The organism is Streptomyces sp. STAM6 (assembly GCF_054963715.1).
Window position 1 is genome coordinate 1 of the sequence record NZ_JBUEFZ010000062.1, and the last position, 17,192, is coordinate 17,192.

At 70.2% G+C, this 17,192-nt stretch carries 13 protein-coding genes and 1 pseudogene; 11 read left to right on the forward strand and 3 right to left on the reverse strand.

The features are described from left to right. Nucleotides 1-185 precede the first annotated feature (185 nt). A complete protein-coding gene (pflB, locus tag ACY34K_RS33100; protein WP_462753842.1) occupies nucleotides 186-2,447 on the forward strand; it encodes a formate C-acetyltransferase in 2,262 nt (753 codons plus the stop codon). A gap of 29 nt (nucleotides 2,448-2,476) precedes the next feature. Beyond that, nucleotides 2,477-3,235, forward strand: a complete 759-nt coding sequence (gene pflA, locus ACY34K_RS33105; RefSeq protein WP_462753862.1) for a pyruvate formate-lyase-activating protein — start codon at nucleotides 2,477-2,479, stop codon at nucleotides 3,233-3,235. Nucleotides 3,236-3,437: 202 nt separating this feature from the next. Here pflA and ACY34K_RS33110 read toward each other — a convergent pair whose 3' ends face one another. Beyond that, on the reverse strand, nucleotides 3,438-3,632 hold the full coding sequence (locus ACY34K_RS33110) for a hypothetical protein (protein ID WP_462753844.1): 195 nt from the start codon (nucleotides 3,630-3,632) through the stop codon (nucleotides 3,438-3,440). 317 nt (nucleotides 3,633-3,949) lie between these two features. On the opposite strand from ACY34K_RS33110, the gene gap reads away from it, so the two are divergent. From gap to ACY34K_RS33130, 4 genes are all read left to right on the forward strand, one after another. Beyond that, the gene (gene gap / locus ACY34K_RS33115) at nucleotides 3,950-4,981 is read left to right on the forward strand and encodes a type I glyceraldehyde-3-phosphate dehydrogenase (protein ID WP_462753846.1); all 1,032 of its coding nucleotides are present in this window, start codon (nucleotides 3,950-3,952) and stop codon (nucleotides 4,979-4,981) included. A gap of 6 nt (nucleotides 4,982-4,987) precedes the next feature. After that, nucleotides 4,988-5,545, forward strand: coding sequence for an Rv1733c family protein (locus tag ACY34K_RS33120; protein WP_462753848.1), 558 nt, complete (start codon nucleotides 4,988-4,990; stop codon nucleotides 5,543-5,545). Between the two features lie 151 nt (nucleotides 5,546-5,696). Continuing rightward, the gene (adhE, locus tag ACY34K_RS33125) at nucleotides 5,697-8,342 is read left to right on the forward strand and encodes a bifunctional acetaldehyde-CoA/alcohol dehydrogenase (protein ID WP_462753850.1); all 2,646 of its coding nucleotides are present in this window, start codon (nucleotides 5,697-5,699) and stop codon (nucleotides 8,340-8,342) included. Nucleotides 8,343-8,466: 124 nt separating this feature from the next. Then, nucleotides 8,467-9,192, forward strand: coding sequence for a response regulator (locus ACY34K_RS33130; protein ID WP_462753863.1), 726 nt, complete (start codon nucleotides 8,467-8,469; stop codon nucleotides 9,190-9,192). Nucleotides 9,193-9,320: 128 nt separating this feature from the next. On the opposite strand, the pseudogene ACY34K_RS33135 reads toward ACY34K_RS33130, so the two are convergent. Then, nucleotides 9,321-9,518 (reverse strand): annotated as a pseudogene (locus tag ACY34K_RS33135) (2-phosphosulfolactate phosphatase); the annotation flags it as partial. 293 nt (nucleotides 9,519-9,811) lie between these two features. On the opposite strand from ACY34K_RS33135, the gene ACY34K_RS33140 reads away from it, so the two are divergent. Beyond that, on the forward strand, nucleotides 9,812-11,509 hold the full coding sequence (locus ACY34K_RS33140) for a sensor histidine kinase (RefSeq protein ID WP_462753864.1): 1,698 nt from the start codon (nucleotides 9,812-9,814) through the stop codon (nucleotides 11,507-11,509). A 113-nt stretch (nucleotides 11,510-11,622) separates the two neighbouring features. Here ACY34K_RS33140 and ACY34K_RS33145 read toward each other — a convergent pair whose 3' ends face one another. Then, a complete protein-coding gene (locus ACY34K_RS33145) occupies nucleotides 11,623-11,949 on the reverse strand; it encodes an STAS domain-containing protein (RefSeq protein WP_462753852.1) in 327 nt (108 codons plus the stop codon). Between the two features lie 435 nt (nucleotides 11,950-12,384). Between ACY34K_RS33145 and ACY34K_RS33150 the strand changes: the two genes are divergently transcribed. From ACY34K_RS33150 to ACY34K_RS33165, 4 genes are read left to right on the forward strand one after another with little or no spacing between them, the layout of a single operon-like run. Beyond that, nucleotides 12,385-13,608, forward strand: coding sequence for an arginine deiminase (locus ACY34K_RS33150; RefSeq protein ID WP_462753854.1), 1,224 nt, complete (start codon nucleotides 12,385-12,387; stop codon nucleotides 13,606-13,608). A 39-nt stretch (nucleotides 13,609-13,647) separates the two neighbouring features. Continuing rightward, nucleotides 13,648-14,649: an ornithine carbamoyltransferase gene (gene argF, locus ACY34K_RS33155; RefSeq protein ID WP_462753856.1), complete on the forward strand. Its 1,002-nt coding sequence runs from the start codon at nucleotides 13,648-13,650 to the stop codon at nucleotides 14,647-14,649. A 20-nt stretch (nucleotides 14,650-14,669) separates the two neighbouring features. Continuing rightward, the gene (locus ACY34K_RS33160; RefSeq protein ID WP_462753858.1) at nucleotides 14,670-15,620 is read left to right on the forward strand and encodes a carbamate kinase; all 951 of its coding nucleotides are present in this window, start codon (nucleotides 14,670-14,672) and stop codon (nucleotides 15,618-15,620) included. Between the two features lies 1 nt (nucleotide 15,621). Continuing rightward, nucleotides 15,622-17,154, forward strand: coding sequence for a YfcC family protein (locus ACY34K_RS33165; RefSeq protein WP_462753860.1), 1,533 nt, complete (start codon nucleotides 15,622-15,624; stop codon nucleotides 17,152-17,154). Nucleotides 17,155-17,192: the final 38 nt, after the last annotated feature.

The window sequence follows — 17,192 nt, forward strand, 5'->3', positions numbered from 1 at the left end:
GGCTCGTACCCGGCCGCGAGCCCCGGGGACCAACGGCCCAGACGAACACGGACCCACAAGGCCGTACGGCACGAGAGCCCGGGCCTCGACGGCCCTGTGTCACACCGTGTCGCTCGACGAGCATCGAAGTGAGGAGGGCGCCACCGGAACCGGCCCGGCGCCCCGCGGATTCTACGGAGGCATCGATGACCGTGGTGGCAGACAGCGACACGGGCGTGGCCGGCCGGGCATGGGACGGCTTCGAGGGCCGGCGCTGGCGTGAGCGGATCGACGTGCGCGACTTCATCCAGGCGAATTACACCCCGTACGAGGGCGGCGCGGAGTTCCTCGCCGGACCGACCGACCGAACCCGTACGGTCTGGGGAAAGATCACCACGCTGTTCCCGGAGGAGCGTCGCAAGGGTGTCCTCGACGTGGACCCCGCCACGCCCTCCTCCATCACCTCGCACGCCCCCGGCTACATCGACCGCGAGCGCGAACTGATCGTCGGCCTGCAGACGGATGCTCCCCTCAAGCGCGCGATCATGCCCAACGGCGGTCTTCGCACGGTGGAGAACAGCCTGCGCGCGTACGGCTACGAGCCCGACCCGTTCGTGACCCGCGTCTTCGGCACCTACCGCAAGACCCACAACGACGGTGTCTTCGACGCCTACACCCAGCAGATGCGCGCGGCCCGCAAGGCGGGCATCATCACCGGCCTTCCGGACGCCTACGGTCGCGGCCGGATCATCGGCGACTACCGCCGCGTGGCACTCTACGGCGTGGACCGCCTCATCGCGGCCAAGCGGGCCGAGCGCGCGACTCTGGACTCGCTCCCCTCCACGGAGCCGGTCATCCGCGACCGTGAGGAGCTCGCCGAGCAGATCCGCGCGCTCCAGGAGCTCACCCGGATGGCGGCCGGCTACGGCTGTGACGTCGCCCGGCCCGCCGCCACGGCACACGAAGCCGTGCAGTGGCTGTACCTGGGCTACCTGGCCGCGGTGAAGGAGCAGAACGGCGCCGCGATGTCCCTCGGCCGCACGTCGACGTTCCTGGACGTGTACGTGGAGCGGGACCTCGCCGCCGGGCTCATCGACGAGACCCGCGCGCAGGAGCTGATCGACGACTTCGTCATCAAGCTCCGCATCGTGCGCTTCCTCCGCACCCCCGAGTACGACGAGCTGTTCTCCGGCGACCCCACCTGGGTCACCGAGTCCATCGGCGGCATCGGCGACGACGGCCGCCCCCTGGTCACCCGCACGTCCTTCCGCTTCCTCCAGACGCTCTACAACCTCGGCCCCGCTCCCGAACCCAACTTGACCGTGCTCTGGTCGCCCCGGCTCCCCGAGGGCTTCAAGCGGTTCTGCGCCCGGGCGTCCATCGACACCAGCTCCATCCAGTACGAGTCGGACGAACTGATGCGGCCCCGTACCGGTGACGACACCGCCATCGCCTGCTGCGTCTCCGCCATGGCCGTGGGCAAGCAGATGCAGTTCTTCGGGGCGCGCGTCAACCTCGCCAAGGCACTCCTGTACGCCGTCAACGGCGGCCGCGACGAGACGACGGGCGAGCAGATCGCCCCGCCGACGCCTCCGCTCACCGGCGACCACCTCGATTACGACGAACTGGCCGTCTCGTACGACCGCGTCCTCGACTGGCTGGCGGAGACCTACGTCAACGCCCTGAACGTCATCCACTTCATGCACGACAAGTACGCCTACGAACGCCTGGAGATGGCCCTCCACGACCACCCCGTGGAGCGCACCCTGGCCTGTGGCATCGCCGGCCTGTCCGTGGCCGCCGACAGCCTTTCGGCCGTCAAACACGCCCGGGTGAAGGTGATCCGGGACGACACCGGACTCGCGGTCGACTACGAGATCGACGGCGACTACCCGGCGTACGGGAACAACGACGACCGCGCCGACGACATCGCGGTCGGTCTCGTCCGCTCCTTCATGGCCAAGGTGCGGCGACACCCCACCTACCGGGGAGCGGAGCACACGCAGTCGGTGCTCACCATCACCTCCAACGTCGTGTACGGCAAGCACACCGGCAACACCCCCGACGGCCGGCGCGCCGGCCGGCCCTTCGCACCCGGGGCCAATCCGATGAACGGCCGCGATCTGCACGGCCTGGCCGCCTCCGCGCTGTCGGTCGCGAAGATCCCGTACGACGAGGCACGGGACGGCATCTCGCTCACCTCCACCGTCACGCCGGACGGCCTGGGCCGCCACACCGACGACCGTGTGCACCACCTCGTCGGACTGCTGGACGCCTACATTTCCTGCGGCGGCTTCCACATGAACGTCAACGTCCTGGACCGGGCCACTCTGGAGGACGCCATGGAGCACCCGGAGAAGTATCCGGACCTGACCATCCGCGTCTCGGGCTATGCCGTCAACTTCGTACGACTCACCCGTGAGCAGCAGCGGGATGTCATCAGCCGCACTTTCCACGAGGCGACGTGATTCCCCGGCACCCCCTTCTCCCGACGGACCTGCCACGGCCGGGCCGTCCCCCCGCCGACGGGCTCACGGGGCGCGTCCATTCCTGGGACCTGTCAACCGGCGTGGACGGTCCCGGCACCCGCTACGTGCTCTTCACCAGCGGGTGCCCGCTTCGCTGCCTCTACTGCCAGAACCCGGACACCTGGCACATGCGCGACGGCCGGACAGCCACCGTGGACCAGGTCATGGCGGACATCGAGAAGTACCGTCCGTTCCTCACCGCCGCCGGCGGGGGTGTCACCCTCAGCGGAGGGGAACCGCTCCTCCAGGCCCGCTTCACCGGCCGGATATTCCGCCGATGCAAGGCACTGGGGCTGCACACCGCGCTCGACACCTCGGGCAACCTCGGCGCACATGCCGACGACGCCCTGCTCACGGACACCGACCTGGTGCTGCTCGACATCAAGTCCTTCGATGTGCCGACGTACCGCCGGCTCACGAGCGGCGAACTCGCCCCCACGCTCTCCTTCGCCACCCGTCTGAACCGCCTCGGTGTCGCCACCTGGGTCCGGTACGTCCTCGTCCCCGGCTGGACCGACGACGCGGCGGCCGTGGACGGCCTGGCGGCCTTCGTCGCAGGGCTGGACAACGTGGAACGCGTCGACGTCCTGCCGTTCCACAAGCTCGGGGCTCCCAAGTACGAGGCTCTGGGCATCCCGTTCCCCCTGCGCGCCACCCCGGCACCGGACGCGAAGCTGATCGAACACGTCAAGGCCCGGTTCCGGAACCACGGCATACGGGCGGACTGAACAGCGCAACGGGCAGGGCCCGGGTACCAGTGGTACCCGGGCCCTGCCCGTTCGGGTATCAGGCCGGAGACCGTCCTCCACGCCCCCCTGACGACGGTCCGCCGGACGTCCCGCCCGGCCTCGGGAACGTCCGCGGCCGTTCGTGCGGCGCGTCGGCGGCCCCGCCGTCAGCGCTCGTGCCTTCGTCCGGTCCGGGCGCCGCTCACGGTGCCTTTCCGGAGCTCCTGCCGCTCCGGTCGAGACGGGTGGCGGTGACGAGTGCGAGCATCCCGACGACCATCATGATCAGGCCGACGAGTGGCCGGTCGGCGCTCTGCCAGTGCCAGTCCACCGCGAACACGAGGATCGCTCCGAGGCCGATCGATGTGACCGCGGCGAGAGCGAGCAGGCCGGTCATGACTTCCCCTTGTGGCTCGGTGGGTCGGGGCGAGGTCGCCCCGTCTCCGTTCGAACTCTGCCGACGGTCCGTGAAATCCCCCAGGGGCCGGTGGACCCCGAGGCGTGCCATGTGGCCCTGCCGCTCTGCGGACAGCGCGCACGACCGAACGATCAGGCTCCCGAGCCGGGCGCCGGCGGGCGCACAGGACCGCCGTCCACCCGCGGCGGTCAGGGCCGAACGGCCCGGTCCGTGCCCCTGGCGGCCCCTGCCCCTACCGGTGTGCCGCGTTCAGGCTGGTCCGCACCCGGGCTACACCGAGCGGAAGGGCGACGGACATGAGGACCGTACGTGTGGGGATCAACGGCTTCGGCCGCATAGGACGCAACTATCTGCGCTGCGTCATGCAGCGGGCCGAGGCCGGCGGCGGATCGCCGGTGGAAGTGGTGGCGGTCAACGACCTGACCTCGCCGGCGACTCTGGCGCACCTGCTCCAGTACGACTCCACCTACGGCAGGCTGCACCGTGCCGTCTCGCACGACGTGGACTCCCTCACCGTAGACGGTCACCGCATCCAGGTCAGCGCGGAACGCGACCCGGCCGCCCTGAAGTGGCACGCGCTCGGCGTGGACGTGGTGATCGAGGCCACCGGACGCTTCCGCACGCGTGAGGAGGCCGGGCTGCACCTGAAGGCCGGGGCGCGCAAGGTGCTGCTGTCGGTCCCCGGCAAGGGGGTGGACGCCACCATCGTGATGGGGGTCAACGAGGACACCTACGACCCCCGGCTCGACCAGGTGATCTCCAATGCCTCGTGTACGACCAACTGCGTGGCCCCGATGGCCGAGGTCCTCCACGAGCGGTTCGGCATCGTCAAGGGACTCATGACGACGATCCACGGCTACACCAACGACCAGGTCGTCCTCGACGGACCGCACAAGGACCCGCGCCGGGGACGCACGGCAGCCGTCAACATCATCCCCACCAGCACGGGCGCCGCCCGCGCCGTCGGGCTGGTGCTGCCGGATCTGGCCGGCACGCTGGACGGCGTCGCGGTGCGCGTTCCGGTCGAGGACGGCTCGCTGTCCGACCTTTGCCTGGTGCTGGGGCGTCCGGTCTCGGCCGACGAGGTCAACGACGCGTTCCGCGAAGCGGCCGCGGGGCCGCTCAAGGGAATACTGCGCGTCAGTGACGCCCCCATCGTCTCGCGGGACATCGTGGGCGACCCGGCGTCGTGCGTCGTCGACGCTCCGCTCACCCGGGCTCACGGAGACCTGGTCAAGGTCTTCGGCTGGTACGACAACGAGTGGGGTTACACCAACCGGCTCGTGGACCTGACCGAGTACGTCGCCGCCCGGCTCGGCGAGCGGTGACGGAAGATGAACGGGAAGACCCTCTTGTGGCGATGGCGGCGCAATCCGTTGCGCCGCCGTTCGTATCCGGTCGAGGGGTGGGTCATCGTGGCCACCGCTCTGGCGGCGCTCGTGTTCGCCCCGTATCTCGGCGCAGTGGTGTCGGACGCCGTTTGGGACGCAAGGGCGCAGCAGCGCCACGACAGGCGAACCACCACGGCCGTGCTCGTGGAGGATCCCGCCCCCGTCGCCGCGGGGATCACCCGCGTCCGGGCGACGGTCCGCTGGACAGCGCCCGACGGCAGTGTGCACACCGCGTGGACGCCGGTCGGCGGCCACCTGGAGCGCGGCGCGTCCATCCCGGTGTGGACGGACGGGGACGGCTCCATGACCTCCGCGCCGCTCGGCCTCGCCGCGGCCCGTTTCGACGCCGTGCTGGCCGGAGTCACCGTCACGGTGTCCGTCGCCCTCGTGGTGCTGGCGGCACACCGGATCGTGCGACAGAGCCTGGACCGACGGCGCAGCGCCCTCTGGGCCGATGAGTGGGCGCGCGTCGGACCGCAGTGGAGTCGCAGGAGCGTGTGACGGCACGGAAGAGGAGCCCATCGGGCCCTGGGCGGGGACCTTCGGGACCTGCGTCGGAGCCTCGCGGGACGCCAGGCTGAAGGTGGCAGCCGGGACGCACACGGCGGCCGTCACCGGGGCCACCGCCGCCCACCGAACCAGGGAGCCTTCCATGACGAAGCCGCACAGCGGGCCGCGGCCCACGGAACAGACCGGCCTGTCCGACACCGCCATCGCCGTGAACCGGCTGGTGGACAACGCCTCCAAGGCGCTCGCCGACTTCGACTCCTTCACCCAGGAGCAGATCGACCACATCGTCGCCAAGGCGTCGGTGGCGGCTCTGGACCGGCACACGGCCCTCGCCCGGCTCGCCGTGGAGGAGACCGGCCGGGGCGTTTTCGAGGACAAGGCCGCGAAGAACATGTTCGCGTGCGAGCACGTCACTCACAGCATGTCCCGCTCGAAGACCGTCGGCGTCGTCTCGCGCGACGACATCGAAGGCATCATCCGGATCGCCGAGCCCGTCGGCGTCCTGTGCGCGGTCACCCCGGTCACCAACCCGACGTCCACGACCGTCTTCAAGGCGCTCCTGGCGTTGAAGACGCGTAATCCGGTCGTCTTCGCCTTTCACCCGTCCGCCCAGGCGTGCAGCGCCGAGGCGGCGCGGATCGTCCGGGACGCGGCCGTGGCCGCCGGTGCCCCCGATCACTGCGTGCAGTGGATCGAGGAGCCGTCCATCGAGGCGACCCGTCTCCTCATGCACCACCCGGGAGTCGCGCTGATCCTCGCGACCGGTGGCAACGCCATGGTCAAGGCGGCCTATTCGGCCGGTAAGCCGGCCGTGGGCGTCGGCGCGGGCAACGTACCGGCCTACGTACACCGCAGCGCGGACCTGCGCCGGGCGGTCAACGACCTGGTCCTGTCCAAGTCCTTCGACAACGGCATGATCTGCGCGTCCGAGCAGGCGGTCATCCTCGACGCCGACATCTACGACGAGGCCCTGGACGCGTTCCGTGCACTCCACGCGCACGTCGCGACCACCGAGGAGAAACTCAAGCTGGAGAGCTACCTCTTCCCGCCCGGTCCGGAGGGGCGTCGAGGGCGCGTGAACCCCGCCGCCGTGGGCCGGAGCCCGGCGTGGATCGCCGAGCAGGCAGGCTTCGTCGTGCCGGCCGGGACCTCCCTCATCCTCGCCGAAGCCGCCCACGTAGGTCCGGACGAGCCGCTGACCCGCGAGAAGCTCTGCCCTGTCCTCACCGTCCTGCGGGCAGCCGACGAGCAGGCGGGATTCGACCTGGCCGCCGACATGGTGGCCTTCCACGGGCAGGGCCACAGCGCTGTCATCCACACCGGCGACCCGTCCCTGGCCGAAAGCTACGGCCGCCGCATGAAGACGGTCCGCATCATCGTCAACTCGCCGTCATCCCAAGGCGCGATAGGCGGCATCTACAACCGTCTCCTGCCCTCCCTGACTCTCGGATGCGGCTCGTGGGGCAGCACATCCGTCTCCGACAACGTGTCCGCCGCCCAACTGCTCAACATCAAGCGGGTGACGACCCGGCAGAACAACCTGCAGTGGTTCAAGGTCCCTCCGAAGATCTACTTCGAACCGCAGGCCATCCGCTACCTCGCCTCCATGCCCGGTGTACACCGGGTCACCGTCGTCACGGACGCCACCATGACCCGGCTCGGCTACGTCGACCGTGTCAGCCGGGTCCTGGCCCGGCGGGAGGAGCCCGTGACGATTCAGGTGATCGACGACGTCCAGCCCGAGCCCAGCATCGAGTCCGTCCGGAGGGGCGCCGCACTGATGCGTGACTTCCGCCCGGACACGATCATCGCGTTGGGCGGTGGCTCCCCGATGGACGCGGCCAAGGTGATGTGGCTGCTCTACGAGAAGCCGGACGTCGACTTCTCCGACATGCGCCAGAAGTTCTCCGACATCCGCAAGCGGGCCTTTCGCTTCCCGGCGCTCGGCGAACGGGCCCGGCTCGTCTGCGTCCCCACCACCTCCGGCACGGGCGCCGAGGTGACCCCCTTCGCCGTCATCTCCGACCCGGCCACCGGCAAGAAGTATCCGCTCGCCGACTACGCGCTCACCCCGAGCGTGGCGATCGTGGACCCGGTGCTCACCGCCGACCTCCCGGCGTCCCTCGCTGCCGACAGCGGATTCGACGCGCTGACCCACGCCACGGAGGCGTACGTGTCGGTCTACGCCAACGACTTCACCGACGGCCCCGCCCTGCACGCCGTCAAGCTGGTCTTCGAGAACCTCGAGGCATCCGTCACGGGCAGCGGCACCCGGCAGCGCGAGGCGAGGGAGAAGATGCACAACGCCGGCACCATCGCCGGCATGGCCTTCGGCAACGCCTTCCTGGGCGTCGTCCACGCCATGTCGCACACGCTCGGAGCCACGTTCCACATCGCCCACGGGCGCACCAACGCGATTCTGCTGCCCCACGTCATCCGCTACAACGGCACCGTGCCCGCCAAACTCACCGGCTGGCCGAAGTACGAGAGCTACCGGGCGCCCGAGCGCTTCCAGGACATCGCGCGCACCCTGGGTCTGCCCGCCTCGACTCCGGCCGAAGGGGTGGCCTCCTACGCCGCCGCCGTCGAGCGCCTTCGTGATGCCGTCGGCATCGAGCCGTCGTTCCGTGCTCTCGGCGTCGACGAAACGGACTTCGTCACCGCGCTTCCGCGCCAGGCACTGAACGCCTACGAAGACCAGTGCGCCCCCGCCAACCCGCGCATGCCCATGCTCGACGACATGGAAGACATCATGCGAACGGCCTACTACGGAGCGCCGGAGGTGTAGGCCCGGCCCGGACGGCATGTCCGTCAGGAGGGCCATCCGGCCCTGGCACACCGACCCGGTCCGAGAGATCCTGCAGGAGGACCCCCGCCTCCGGGGGCCGGACCAGGAACTGCGGAGCTGCATGATGACGGACAACACCACCGGCGTCCCGATGCGAGGACCGGTCAAGGTCTTCCTCCTCGACGACCACGAGGTGGTGCGCCGTGGTGTGCATGACCTGCTGGACGCGGAGCCCGACCTGACGGTGGTCGGAGAAGCGGGCACCGCCGAACAGGCCCTCACCCGCGTTCCCGCCCTGCGTCCCGACGTGGCGGTCCTGGATGTCCGCCTCCCCGACGGCGACGGCGTGAGCGTCTGCCGCGAACTGCGCTCCCGGATGCCGGAGCTCCACTGCCTGATGCTGACCTCGTTCGACGACGAGGAGGCACTCCTGGACGCGATCATGGCCGGCGCGTCGGGGTACGTCCTGAAGCAGATCACGGGGACCGACCTCGTCTCGGCAGTACGCACCGTCGCCTCCGGCCAGTCCCTGCTCGACCCGGGTGCCACCGCCCGTGTCATGGCCCGGCTGCGTGGTGGCGACCCTCAGAAGGAGGAACAGCCGGGACTCGCCGGACTCACCGACCGAGAGCGCGACATCCTCGCGCTGGTCGGGGAGGGGCTGACCAACCGGCAGATCGGCACACGCCTCTACCTCGCGGAGAAGACCGTCAAGAACAACATCTCACGGCTGCTGGCCAAGCTCGGTGTGGAGCGCCGCGTGCAGGCCGCCGTCCTGGCCACCCAGCTGTCCGGCCAGAACCGGGACGGCATCTCCCATCCCCCGAGCGTGGGCCGGTCGCGACACTGACACTTCCCCCGGAGAGCCCCTTCTGACGGGCACTGCGAGCCCCGCAAGCGTCGGATCGAGGCGTCGTCGGCCGACGCGTACATGACGCACGGATGCAGGACCATGAGCGAGTCCTCCGAGGCCGCCACCCGCGTCCGCAGGAGCCGAGCCGTTGCCTCCGCCCCTACGAAGCCAGCGCACAGGACCAGCGACGCCTCCCTAACCGCCGGGGCGCCGACTGTCCCTGCCGTGGTCTTCTGCACCGCGGTCCGTCCGTCAAGGCCGGTGGACCGCGGCAGGCCCGGCGAGTTGACCATGCCGAACCCGGGCGCGGGCGGACCGCTTTTCCCGTGATGCGCATCACGTCGACCGTCTCGGAACACAACACCTCCGGCTGCCCGCCTCGGGAAAGCGGTCCGCAACGACGCGCGCCTTGATCAACCCCGGCTGCGGCGTCCGCGGGGCCGGGGGAGGGGCCGACCGGCCCCCGGTTACCCCGGTCCTTCGGCGCCGGCTCCGGCGGTGGAATCCGGCCGGTTCTCTCACCGGCTCCGGAGCGCTGTCACGCCTGGATAGGCTGGGGGAAGCAGCCGTGACGTTCGAGGAGGGGCCCGTGGGCGTGGAGGAGCCGTTGTCGCGGATGCCTCAGATGCGGCTGGACGAGCTGCTGGAGGAGCTTCAGGCGCGCATCAACGCCGCTCGTGGGACCAGAGACCGTATCCACAGCCTGCTGGAAGCCGTCGTCTCGGTGGGCCGCGAACTCGACCTGGCACAGGTGCTGCGCCGCATCGTCGAGGCCGCGGCCCAGCTCGTGGACGCGCGCTACGGGGCGCTCGGAGTCATCGGGCCGGACGGCCGGACGCTGTCGCAGTTCCTGACCACGGGGCTCGCGGACGACGAGATCGCCGAGATCGGTCCACTGCCGGCCGGTCACGGGCTGCTCGGTGAGATCATCCACCATCCGGAACCGCTCCGGCTGCGTGATCTCAGTGCGCACGAGTCGTCGTACGGTTTCCCGCCGCACCATCCGCCGATGCGTTCGTTCCTGGGCGTGCCGATCCGGGTCCGGGATCAGGTTTTCGGCAACCTCTACCTGACCGACAAGCGGGGTGGGCAGGACTTCGACGCCGAGGACGAGTCCGTGATCTCCACCCTCTCGGTCGCCGCCGGTGTCGCCATCGACAACGCCCGGCTGTACGAGAACTCACAGCGCCAGCAGCGCTGGCTCCAGGCCAACGCCGAGATCACCAACAGCCTGCTCTCCGGAAGCCCCCGGCTCGCGGTTCTGGAACTGATCGCCCGGCGCGCCAAGGAGATCACCGGAACCCGGCTCGCGGACGTGTCGGTGCCCGTCGCGGGAACCGACGACCTGCTGGTCGAGCTGGCGATCGGCGCGGACGAGGATTCACGGCGGGGCCTGGTCGTCCCCGTCGACGGCACCCTGTCGGGCGCCGCCTACAAATCGGGCAGCCCTGTCACCACCGCTTCACTGGCCGACGACACGCAGTACCACGCCGGCCCCCGACAGTTCGAGGGACTGGGGCCGGCCGTCGCCGTACCGCTGGGCACGGGGGCGAAGGACACGCGCGGCGTCCTGCTCCTGGCACGCGGCACGGACGGAGCGGTCTTCACGGTCGAGGAGCTCGACCCACTGCTCGCCTTCGCCGGGCAGGCGGCCCTCGCGCTGGAGCTGGCCGAGCGCCGCCACGACGCCGAGCAACTCGCCCTGCTGGAGGACCGGGACCGCATCGCCCGCGACCTCCATGACCTGGCGATCCAGCGGCTTTTCGCCACCGGGATGACCCTGCAGAGCGCGGCACGGCTGGTCGAGCACAAGGGCGCGGCGGAAAGGGTCGAGCGGGCGGTGGGGGACCTGGACGAAACCATCAAGATCATTCGATCGACGATCTTCGGTCTTCGGGCCCGCGACGAGGGCACCGGTCCCAGCCTGCGTGCGCAGGTCGCCCGTGCCGTCGGGGAAGCCGCCCCGGCACTCGGCCATCCGCCGAGACTCAGCATGGAGGGCCTGCTGGACACCGACGTGCCGGCGCAGGTGGCGGATCACGTCATCGCGGCACTCACGGAGGCGCTCAGCAACGCCGCCCGGCACGCGCACGCATCACGGGTGGAGGTGACCGTGCAGGCCACCGCCGACGAGGTCGTCCTGACGGTGGCCGACAACGGCAGGGGCATCCCGACGGGAGGCCGGCGCAGCGGCTTGGGCAACCTCGACGAGCGGGCACGCGCGGTCGGCGGCACGTTCGAGATCGAAGGATCGGCCGGGAACGGCACGCGCCTCGTGTGGCGTGCTCCCCTGGCCGTCACGGGCGGAGCGTGAGCTCCGGCCGGTGACGGCCCTCGTCGGAGGGCGGGCCGCACGGCGGCCGCCTCGGCGCCGGCCGTCATCGGCGGGGACACCACCGCCCCGGCCCGGCGAGTGGTGCCGCCCCCTCAGGCGAACGTGCACGGGATCGCGCGATCCACGCCGAGGACGCGGAACACCCTGCCCGGTTGCCGTGGAACGCGGCACAGGCTCAGCCGGCCGCCACCCGTGGTACATCGTCCCTGCAGGCGCAAGAACAGCTCGGCCCCGGCGGTGTCGCAGAAGGTGAGGCCCGCCAGGTCCAGAACGACATCCGTGTCACCCCGTGATGTCGCCGACATCAATTCCGGCTCGATCCGTGCCGCGGTGTCCAGGTCGAGCTCACCGGCAAGGGCCAGAGCCGTCCACCCGCTGTCCTGTGCCTGCGCCGTCAGCGTGATGGGGGTGATGGTCATGAACTGCCTTCCTGTGGCGGGGTGCGGGTGCAAGGCCACCCACGCCGTAAGCCCACCACTCGACAGAGCGAACGCGACAGGTCCGCAGGCCCTCGCCGGAGGGCCGAAGGTCCCTCTCGGCCGTGGCGACACGGCCGGCCGTGGCCGGCCGGCGCAAGACGGCCGGGGATGAGGGCCGCCGTAACCGCGTGCCCGCCGTACATGACACCCCGGCACCACCAGAGCCGGACGTCCCTCCCGGCCGGTCCGCTCGCCGTGTGAAGGCGTGACCGGTCGGACCCGGGGCAGGGACCGTTGCCGACCGGCTCCGGCGGCCTCCCGATGACAGGGTTCAGGAGATCAAGCCGGTGCGTCCGGGACGCCCGTGCCGCATCGGCACCAGCCCTACGGCACCGCTCCGCGCAACGGCCCCCACTCCCTGCCCGTGAGGAAACCATGCCCTTTCACGTCGCGTCCGAGACCGGCCGTCTCAAGCAGGTCATCCTGCACAGGCCGGACCTGGAACTGAAACGGCTCACGCCCAGGAACAAGGATGCGCTGCTTTTCGACGACGTGTTGTGGGTCAAGCGGGCCAGGGAGGAGCACGATGCCTTCGCCGACACCCTCCGCGACCGCGGTGTGCGCGTCCATCTCTTCGCGGACCTGCTCACCGAGACCCTGGCGCTGCCGGTGGCGAGGTCACTGGTACTGGACAGGGTCTTCGACCCACGGCAGTTCGGCCTGCTCGCCACCGACCGTATGCGTGCCTTCTTCGACTCCCTGGAGCCGGCCGACCTGGTCTCCTGTCTCGTCGGAGGAGTGACCAAGCGCGAACTCCTCGACCGCACCGGGAACCTGACGAGCGTGCGGTTGCACACGACGGCTCCCGACGACTTCGTTCTCGCCCCGCTGCCGAACCACCTCTTCACCCGTGACACGTCCTGCTGGGTGTACGACGGAGTGAGCGTCAATCCCATGAAGAAGAGGGCGCGACGCCGCGAGACCGTCCACTTCGAAGCGATCTACCGGCACCACCCGCTGTTCGGGAAGAGCCAGTTCCATCAGTGGTCCGACGGCCAGGCCGGATATCCGTCGACGATCGAGGGCGGCGACGTACTGGTCATCGGCAAGGGCGCCGTGCTGATCGGAATGAGCGAACGCACCACCCCGCAAGCCGTGGAGAACCTGGCCCTCAGGATGTTCGCCGAACGCTCCGCCCGTCGCGTGGTGGCCCTCGACCTGCCCAAGAGCCGCAGCTTCATGCACCTCGACACCGTCATGACGATGGTCAGCGGTGACACCTTCACCCGGTACGCCGGGCTTGGCATGCTCCCCGCGTCCACGATCGAACCCGGCCCCGGCGGCCAGGGGTTGCGGATCACCGCGCACCCGCCCGAGTACATGGACCAGGCCATCGCCGACGCCCTGAGCCTCGACTCCATCCGGGTGCTCACGCCGAGTCAGGACCTGCGCTCCGCGGAGCGCGAACAGTGGGACGACGGATGCAACGTCCTGGCCGTGGAACCCGGCGTGGTCGTCGCGTACGAGCGCAACGTCACCACCAACACCCATCTGCGCAAGAGCGGCATCGAAGTCATCACCATTCGCGGCAGCGAGCTCGGCCGGGGCCGCGGCGGTCCTCGCTGCATGAGCTGCCCCATCGAGCGCGACGCCGTCTGACCACCACCGTCCCCCCGTCGACACCGACCAGGAGCCCCCATGCCCAGCACGCTGCGTCACCGCCCGTTCCTCAAAGAGCTCGACCTCACCCACGCCGAACTGCGGCACCTGCTCGAGCTGTCCGCCCAGCTGAAGGCCGCCCGCGCCACCGGTACGGCACAGCAGCACCTCCGCGGCAAGAACATCGCCGTCATCTTCGAGAAGACCTCCACACGCACCCGCTGCGCCTTCGAGGTCGCCGCCCACCAGGAGGGCGGACACGTCACCTACCTCGACCCCGCCGGCTCCCAGCTCGGCCACAAGGAGTCGGTCAAGGACACCGCGCGCGTCCTGGGCCGCTACTACGACGGCATCGAATACCGGGGCAGCGACCAGAAAGTGGTCGAACAGCTCGCCCGTTACGCCGGCGTACCGGTGTGGAACGGGCTCACCGACCAGTGGCACCCCACCCAGTCTCTCGCGGACGTGCTCACCATGTGGGAACACACCGACAAGCCGCTGCAACAGGTGTCGTTCGCCTATCTCGGCGACGCCCGCAACAACGTGGGCAACTCCCTGCTGACCACCGCGGCCATGCTCGGCATGGACGTCCGCATGGTCGGACCGCGTTCCCTCCACAACGCGGCGGACGTCGTGGACGAGGCCCGCCGCACGGCCCGCACCACAGGAGCACGGATCACCGTGACCGAGGACGTGGCGCAGGGCGTGGCCGGAGTCGACTTCGTCTACACCGACGTATGGCTGTCCATGGGGGAGCCGGCGGAGCTGTGGGACGAACGGATCGCCCTGCTGCGGCCGTACCAGGTCACCATGGACGTCCTCAGGGCGACTGGCAACCCGCGCGTCAGGTTCATGCACTGCCTGCCGGCCTTCCACGACAGCGACACCACCGTCGGCGCGAAGATCGCCGCAAGAACCGGCATGACGGCCATGGAGGTGACGGACGAGGTGTTCGAGTCGTCCCACTCCATCGTGTTCGACCAGGCGGAGAACCGGCTGCACACCATCAAAGCCGTCCTCGTCGCCACCCTCGCTGACTGACCACCCGGGAGATCACCCCCATGCGTGTCGTCGTCGCCCTGGGCGGCAACGCCCTTCTCCGCCGCGAAGAGCGCCCGGACGCATCCGTGCAGCTCGACAACATCCGCTCGGCCGTCGCCGCACTGGCGCCCCTCGCCCGCCACCACGAACTCGTCATCACCCACGGCAACGGCCCCCAAGTGGGCGTACTCGCCCTCCAGAGCGCGGCCGACCACTCCCTCAGCAGCCCCTACCCCTTCGACGTCCTCGGCGCCGAGACCCAAGGCATGATCGGCTACTGGCTGCTCCAGTCACTGCAGAACGCCCTGCCCGGACGCCAGGTCTGCGCCCTGCTGAACCAGACCCTCGTGTCCGCCGCGGACCCCGCGTTCGGCGAACCCCGCAAGTTCGTGGGCCCCGTCTACGAACGGGAACAGGCCGAAAGGCTCGCCACCGCGCACGGCTGGACGGTCCGGCAGGACGGCAGGCACTGGAGGCGCGTCGTCCCCTCTCCCCGCCCTCAACGCGTCGTGGAAACCCGGTTGATCCGTCTGCTGCTGCACTCCGGTGCCGTCGCCGTCTGCGCAGGGGGAGGAGGAGTACCCGTGATCCGTGACGAGGAAGGGCGACTCACCGGAGTCGAAGCGGTCGTCGACAAGGACCTCACGGCAGCGCTGCTGGCCGAGGCACTCGACGCGGATGCGCTTCTGTTGCTCACCGACGTCTCCCACGTCGAACTCGGCCACGGCACCCCCGAGGCGACACCCGTCGGCCACACCACACCCGCGTACCTGCGCTCCCATCACTTCCCCGCGGGATCCATGGGCCCCAAGGTCGACGCCGTGTGCCGCTTCGTCGAACTGACCGGCGGCACGGCGGCCATCGGCGCCCTCGAAGACGCCCGCGCCATCCTCGACGGAGCCACCGGCACCGTCGTCACCCCGGGCGGCCGCCCCGCACAGCGCCGCTCCGACACCTCCCAGGACCGATGAGATGACGACCAGCAGCACGCCCGCCGCGAGCGAACCCACCGAAAGGACCGAGGGGCCGAGCCGCTCACCCGCCTCTTCCCGCCGCCTCCGCTTCCCGTCGGCCTTCACCGTACTGATCGTGGTCACCGTCGCAGTGTGGGCGCTCACCTTCGTGATACCCGCGGGCCGTTACGACACCGAGGACGGCAGCCCGGTCCCTGGCACGTACCACTCAGTGGAGCTGTCGACGGGCTTCTGGGACCGGCTGAAGGACCTGTTCCTCTCCCCGGTCAACGGGCTGTACGGAGTCACCGACACCGACAGCGGACTCACCGGCCCCGGTGCCGACGGGACGTTCGCGGGCGCCGCGGGAGTGTTCCTCTTCATCCTGGCGGTGGGAGCCTTCATCACCGTGACCATGCGCACGGGCGCCCTGACCCTGGGCGTCGCGCGGCTCGCGCACCGCCTGCGGAGCCACCGGACGCTGCTCCTCGTGGTGCTCCTGACGGTCTTCTCCCTCGGCGGCACCACCTACGGCATGGCGGAGGAGACCCTCGGCTTCTACGGGCTGATGATCCCGCTCATGCTCAAGCTGGGCTACGACCGGATGGTGGCCGCGGCCGTCATCATGGTGGGTGCCGGCGTCGGCACCCTCGCCTCCACCGTGAACCCCTTCGCCACCGGCGTCGCCTCCGACAGCGCCGGCATCGGCACCGGGGACGGCATCCTGCTGCGGCTGGCGATGTGGGTGTGCCTGACCGCCATCGCGGCCGCCTACGTCGTCCGGTACGCCCGGCAGGTCCTCGCCGACCCCTCACGGTCCCTGACGCCCGCCACCGAGGAGGACCGCCGGCTCGCGGCCGAGGACGAACAAGCGGCGTGCCTCTCCGGCCGCCGGCGGCTGGTCCTCGGCCTCTTCGCCGGCACCTTCCTGTTCATGATCTTCGCGGTGGTCCCGTGGGCCGACCTGCACATCACCTTCCTGCCGACACTCGGCTGGTACTTCCCCGAGCTCGCGGCTCTCTTCATCGTCGCCGCCATCGCCGTCGGACTCGTCGGAGGGCTCGGCGAGAAGGGCACGGCCGGCGCCATCACCGAGGGAGCCGGTGACTTCACCGGAGCGGCGATGATCGTCATGCTGGCGCGTGGAGTGACCGTCATCATGAACAACGCGGCCGTGACCGACACCGTCCTCGACGGCCTGCACAGCGTCGTGTCCGGTACCTCGTCCGGCGTCTTCGGCGCCTTGATCTTCCTCGTCAACATCCCCCTCGCCTTCCTGGTGCCCTCCTCCTCCGGTCACGCCGCGCTCGCCATGCCGATCCTGGCTCCGCTGGCAGATTTCGCGGGGGTCAGCCGCGAGCTGGCGGTCACGGGCTACCAGTCGGCCTCCGGGTGGGTGAACCTGGTGACCCCGACGTCCGCCGTCGTCATGGGCGGGCTGGCACTGGCCAAGATCGGCTACGACCGGTACCTGCGCTTCGTCGCACCTCTGATGGGGATTCTGTTCGTGGTCGTGGCCGCCTTCCTGATTCTGGGTGCCACGGTCGGCTGACGCGGCGGGCAGTACGTCACCGGCCGGCGCGCACCAAC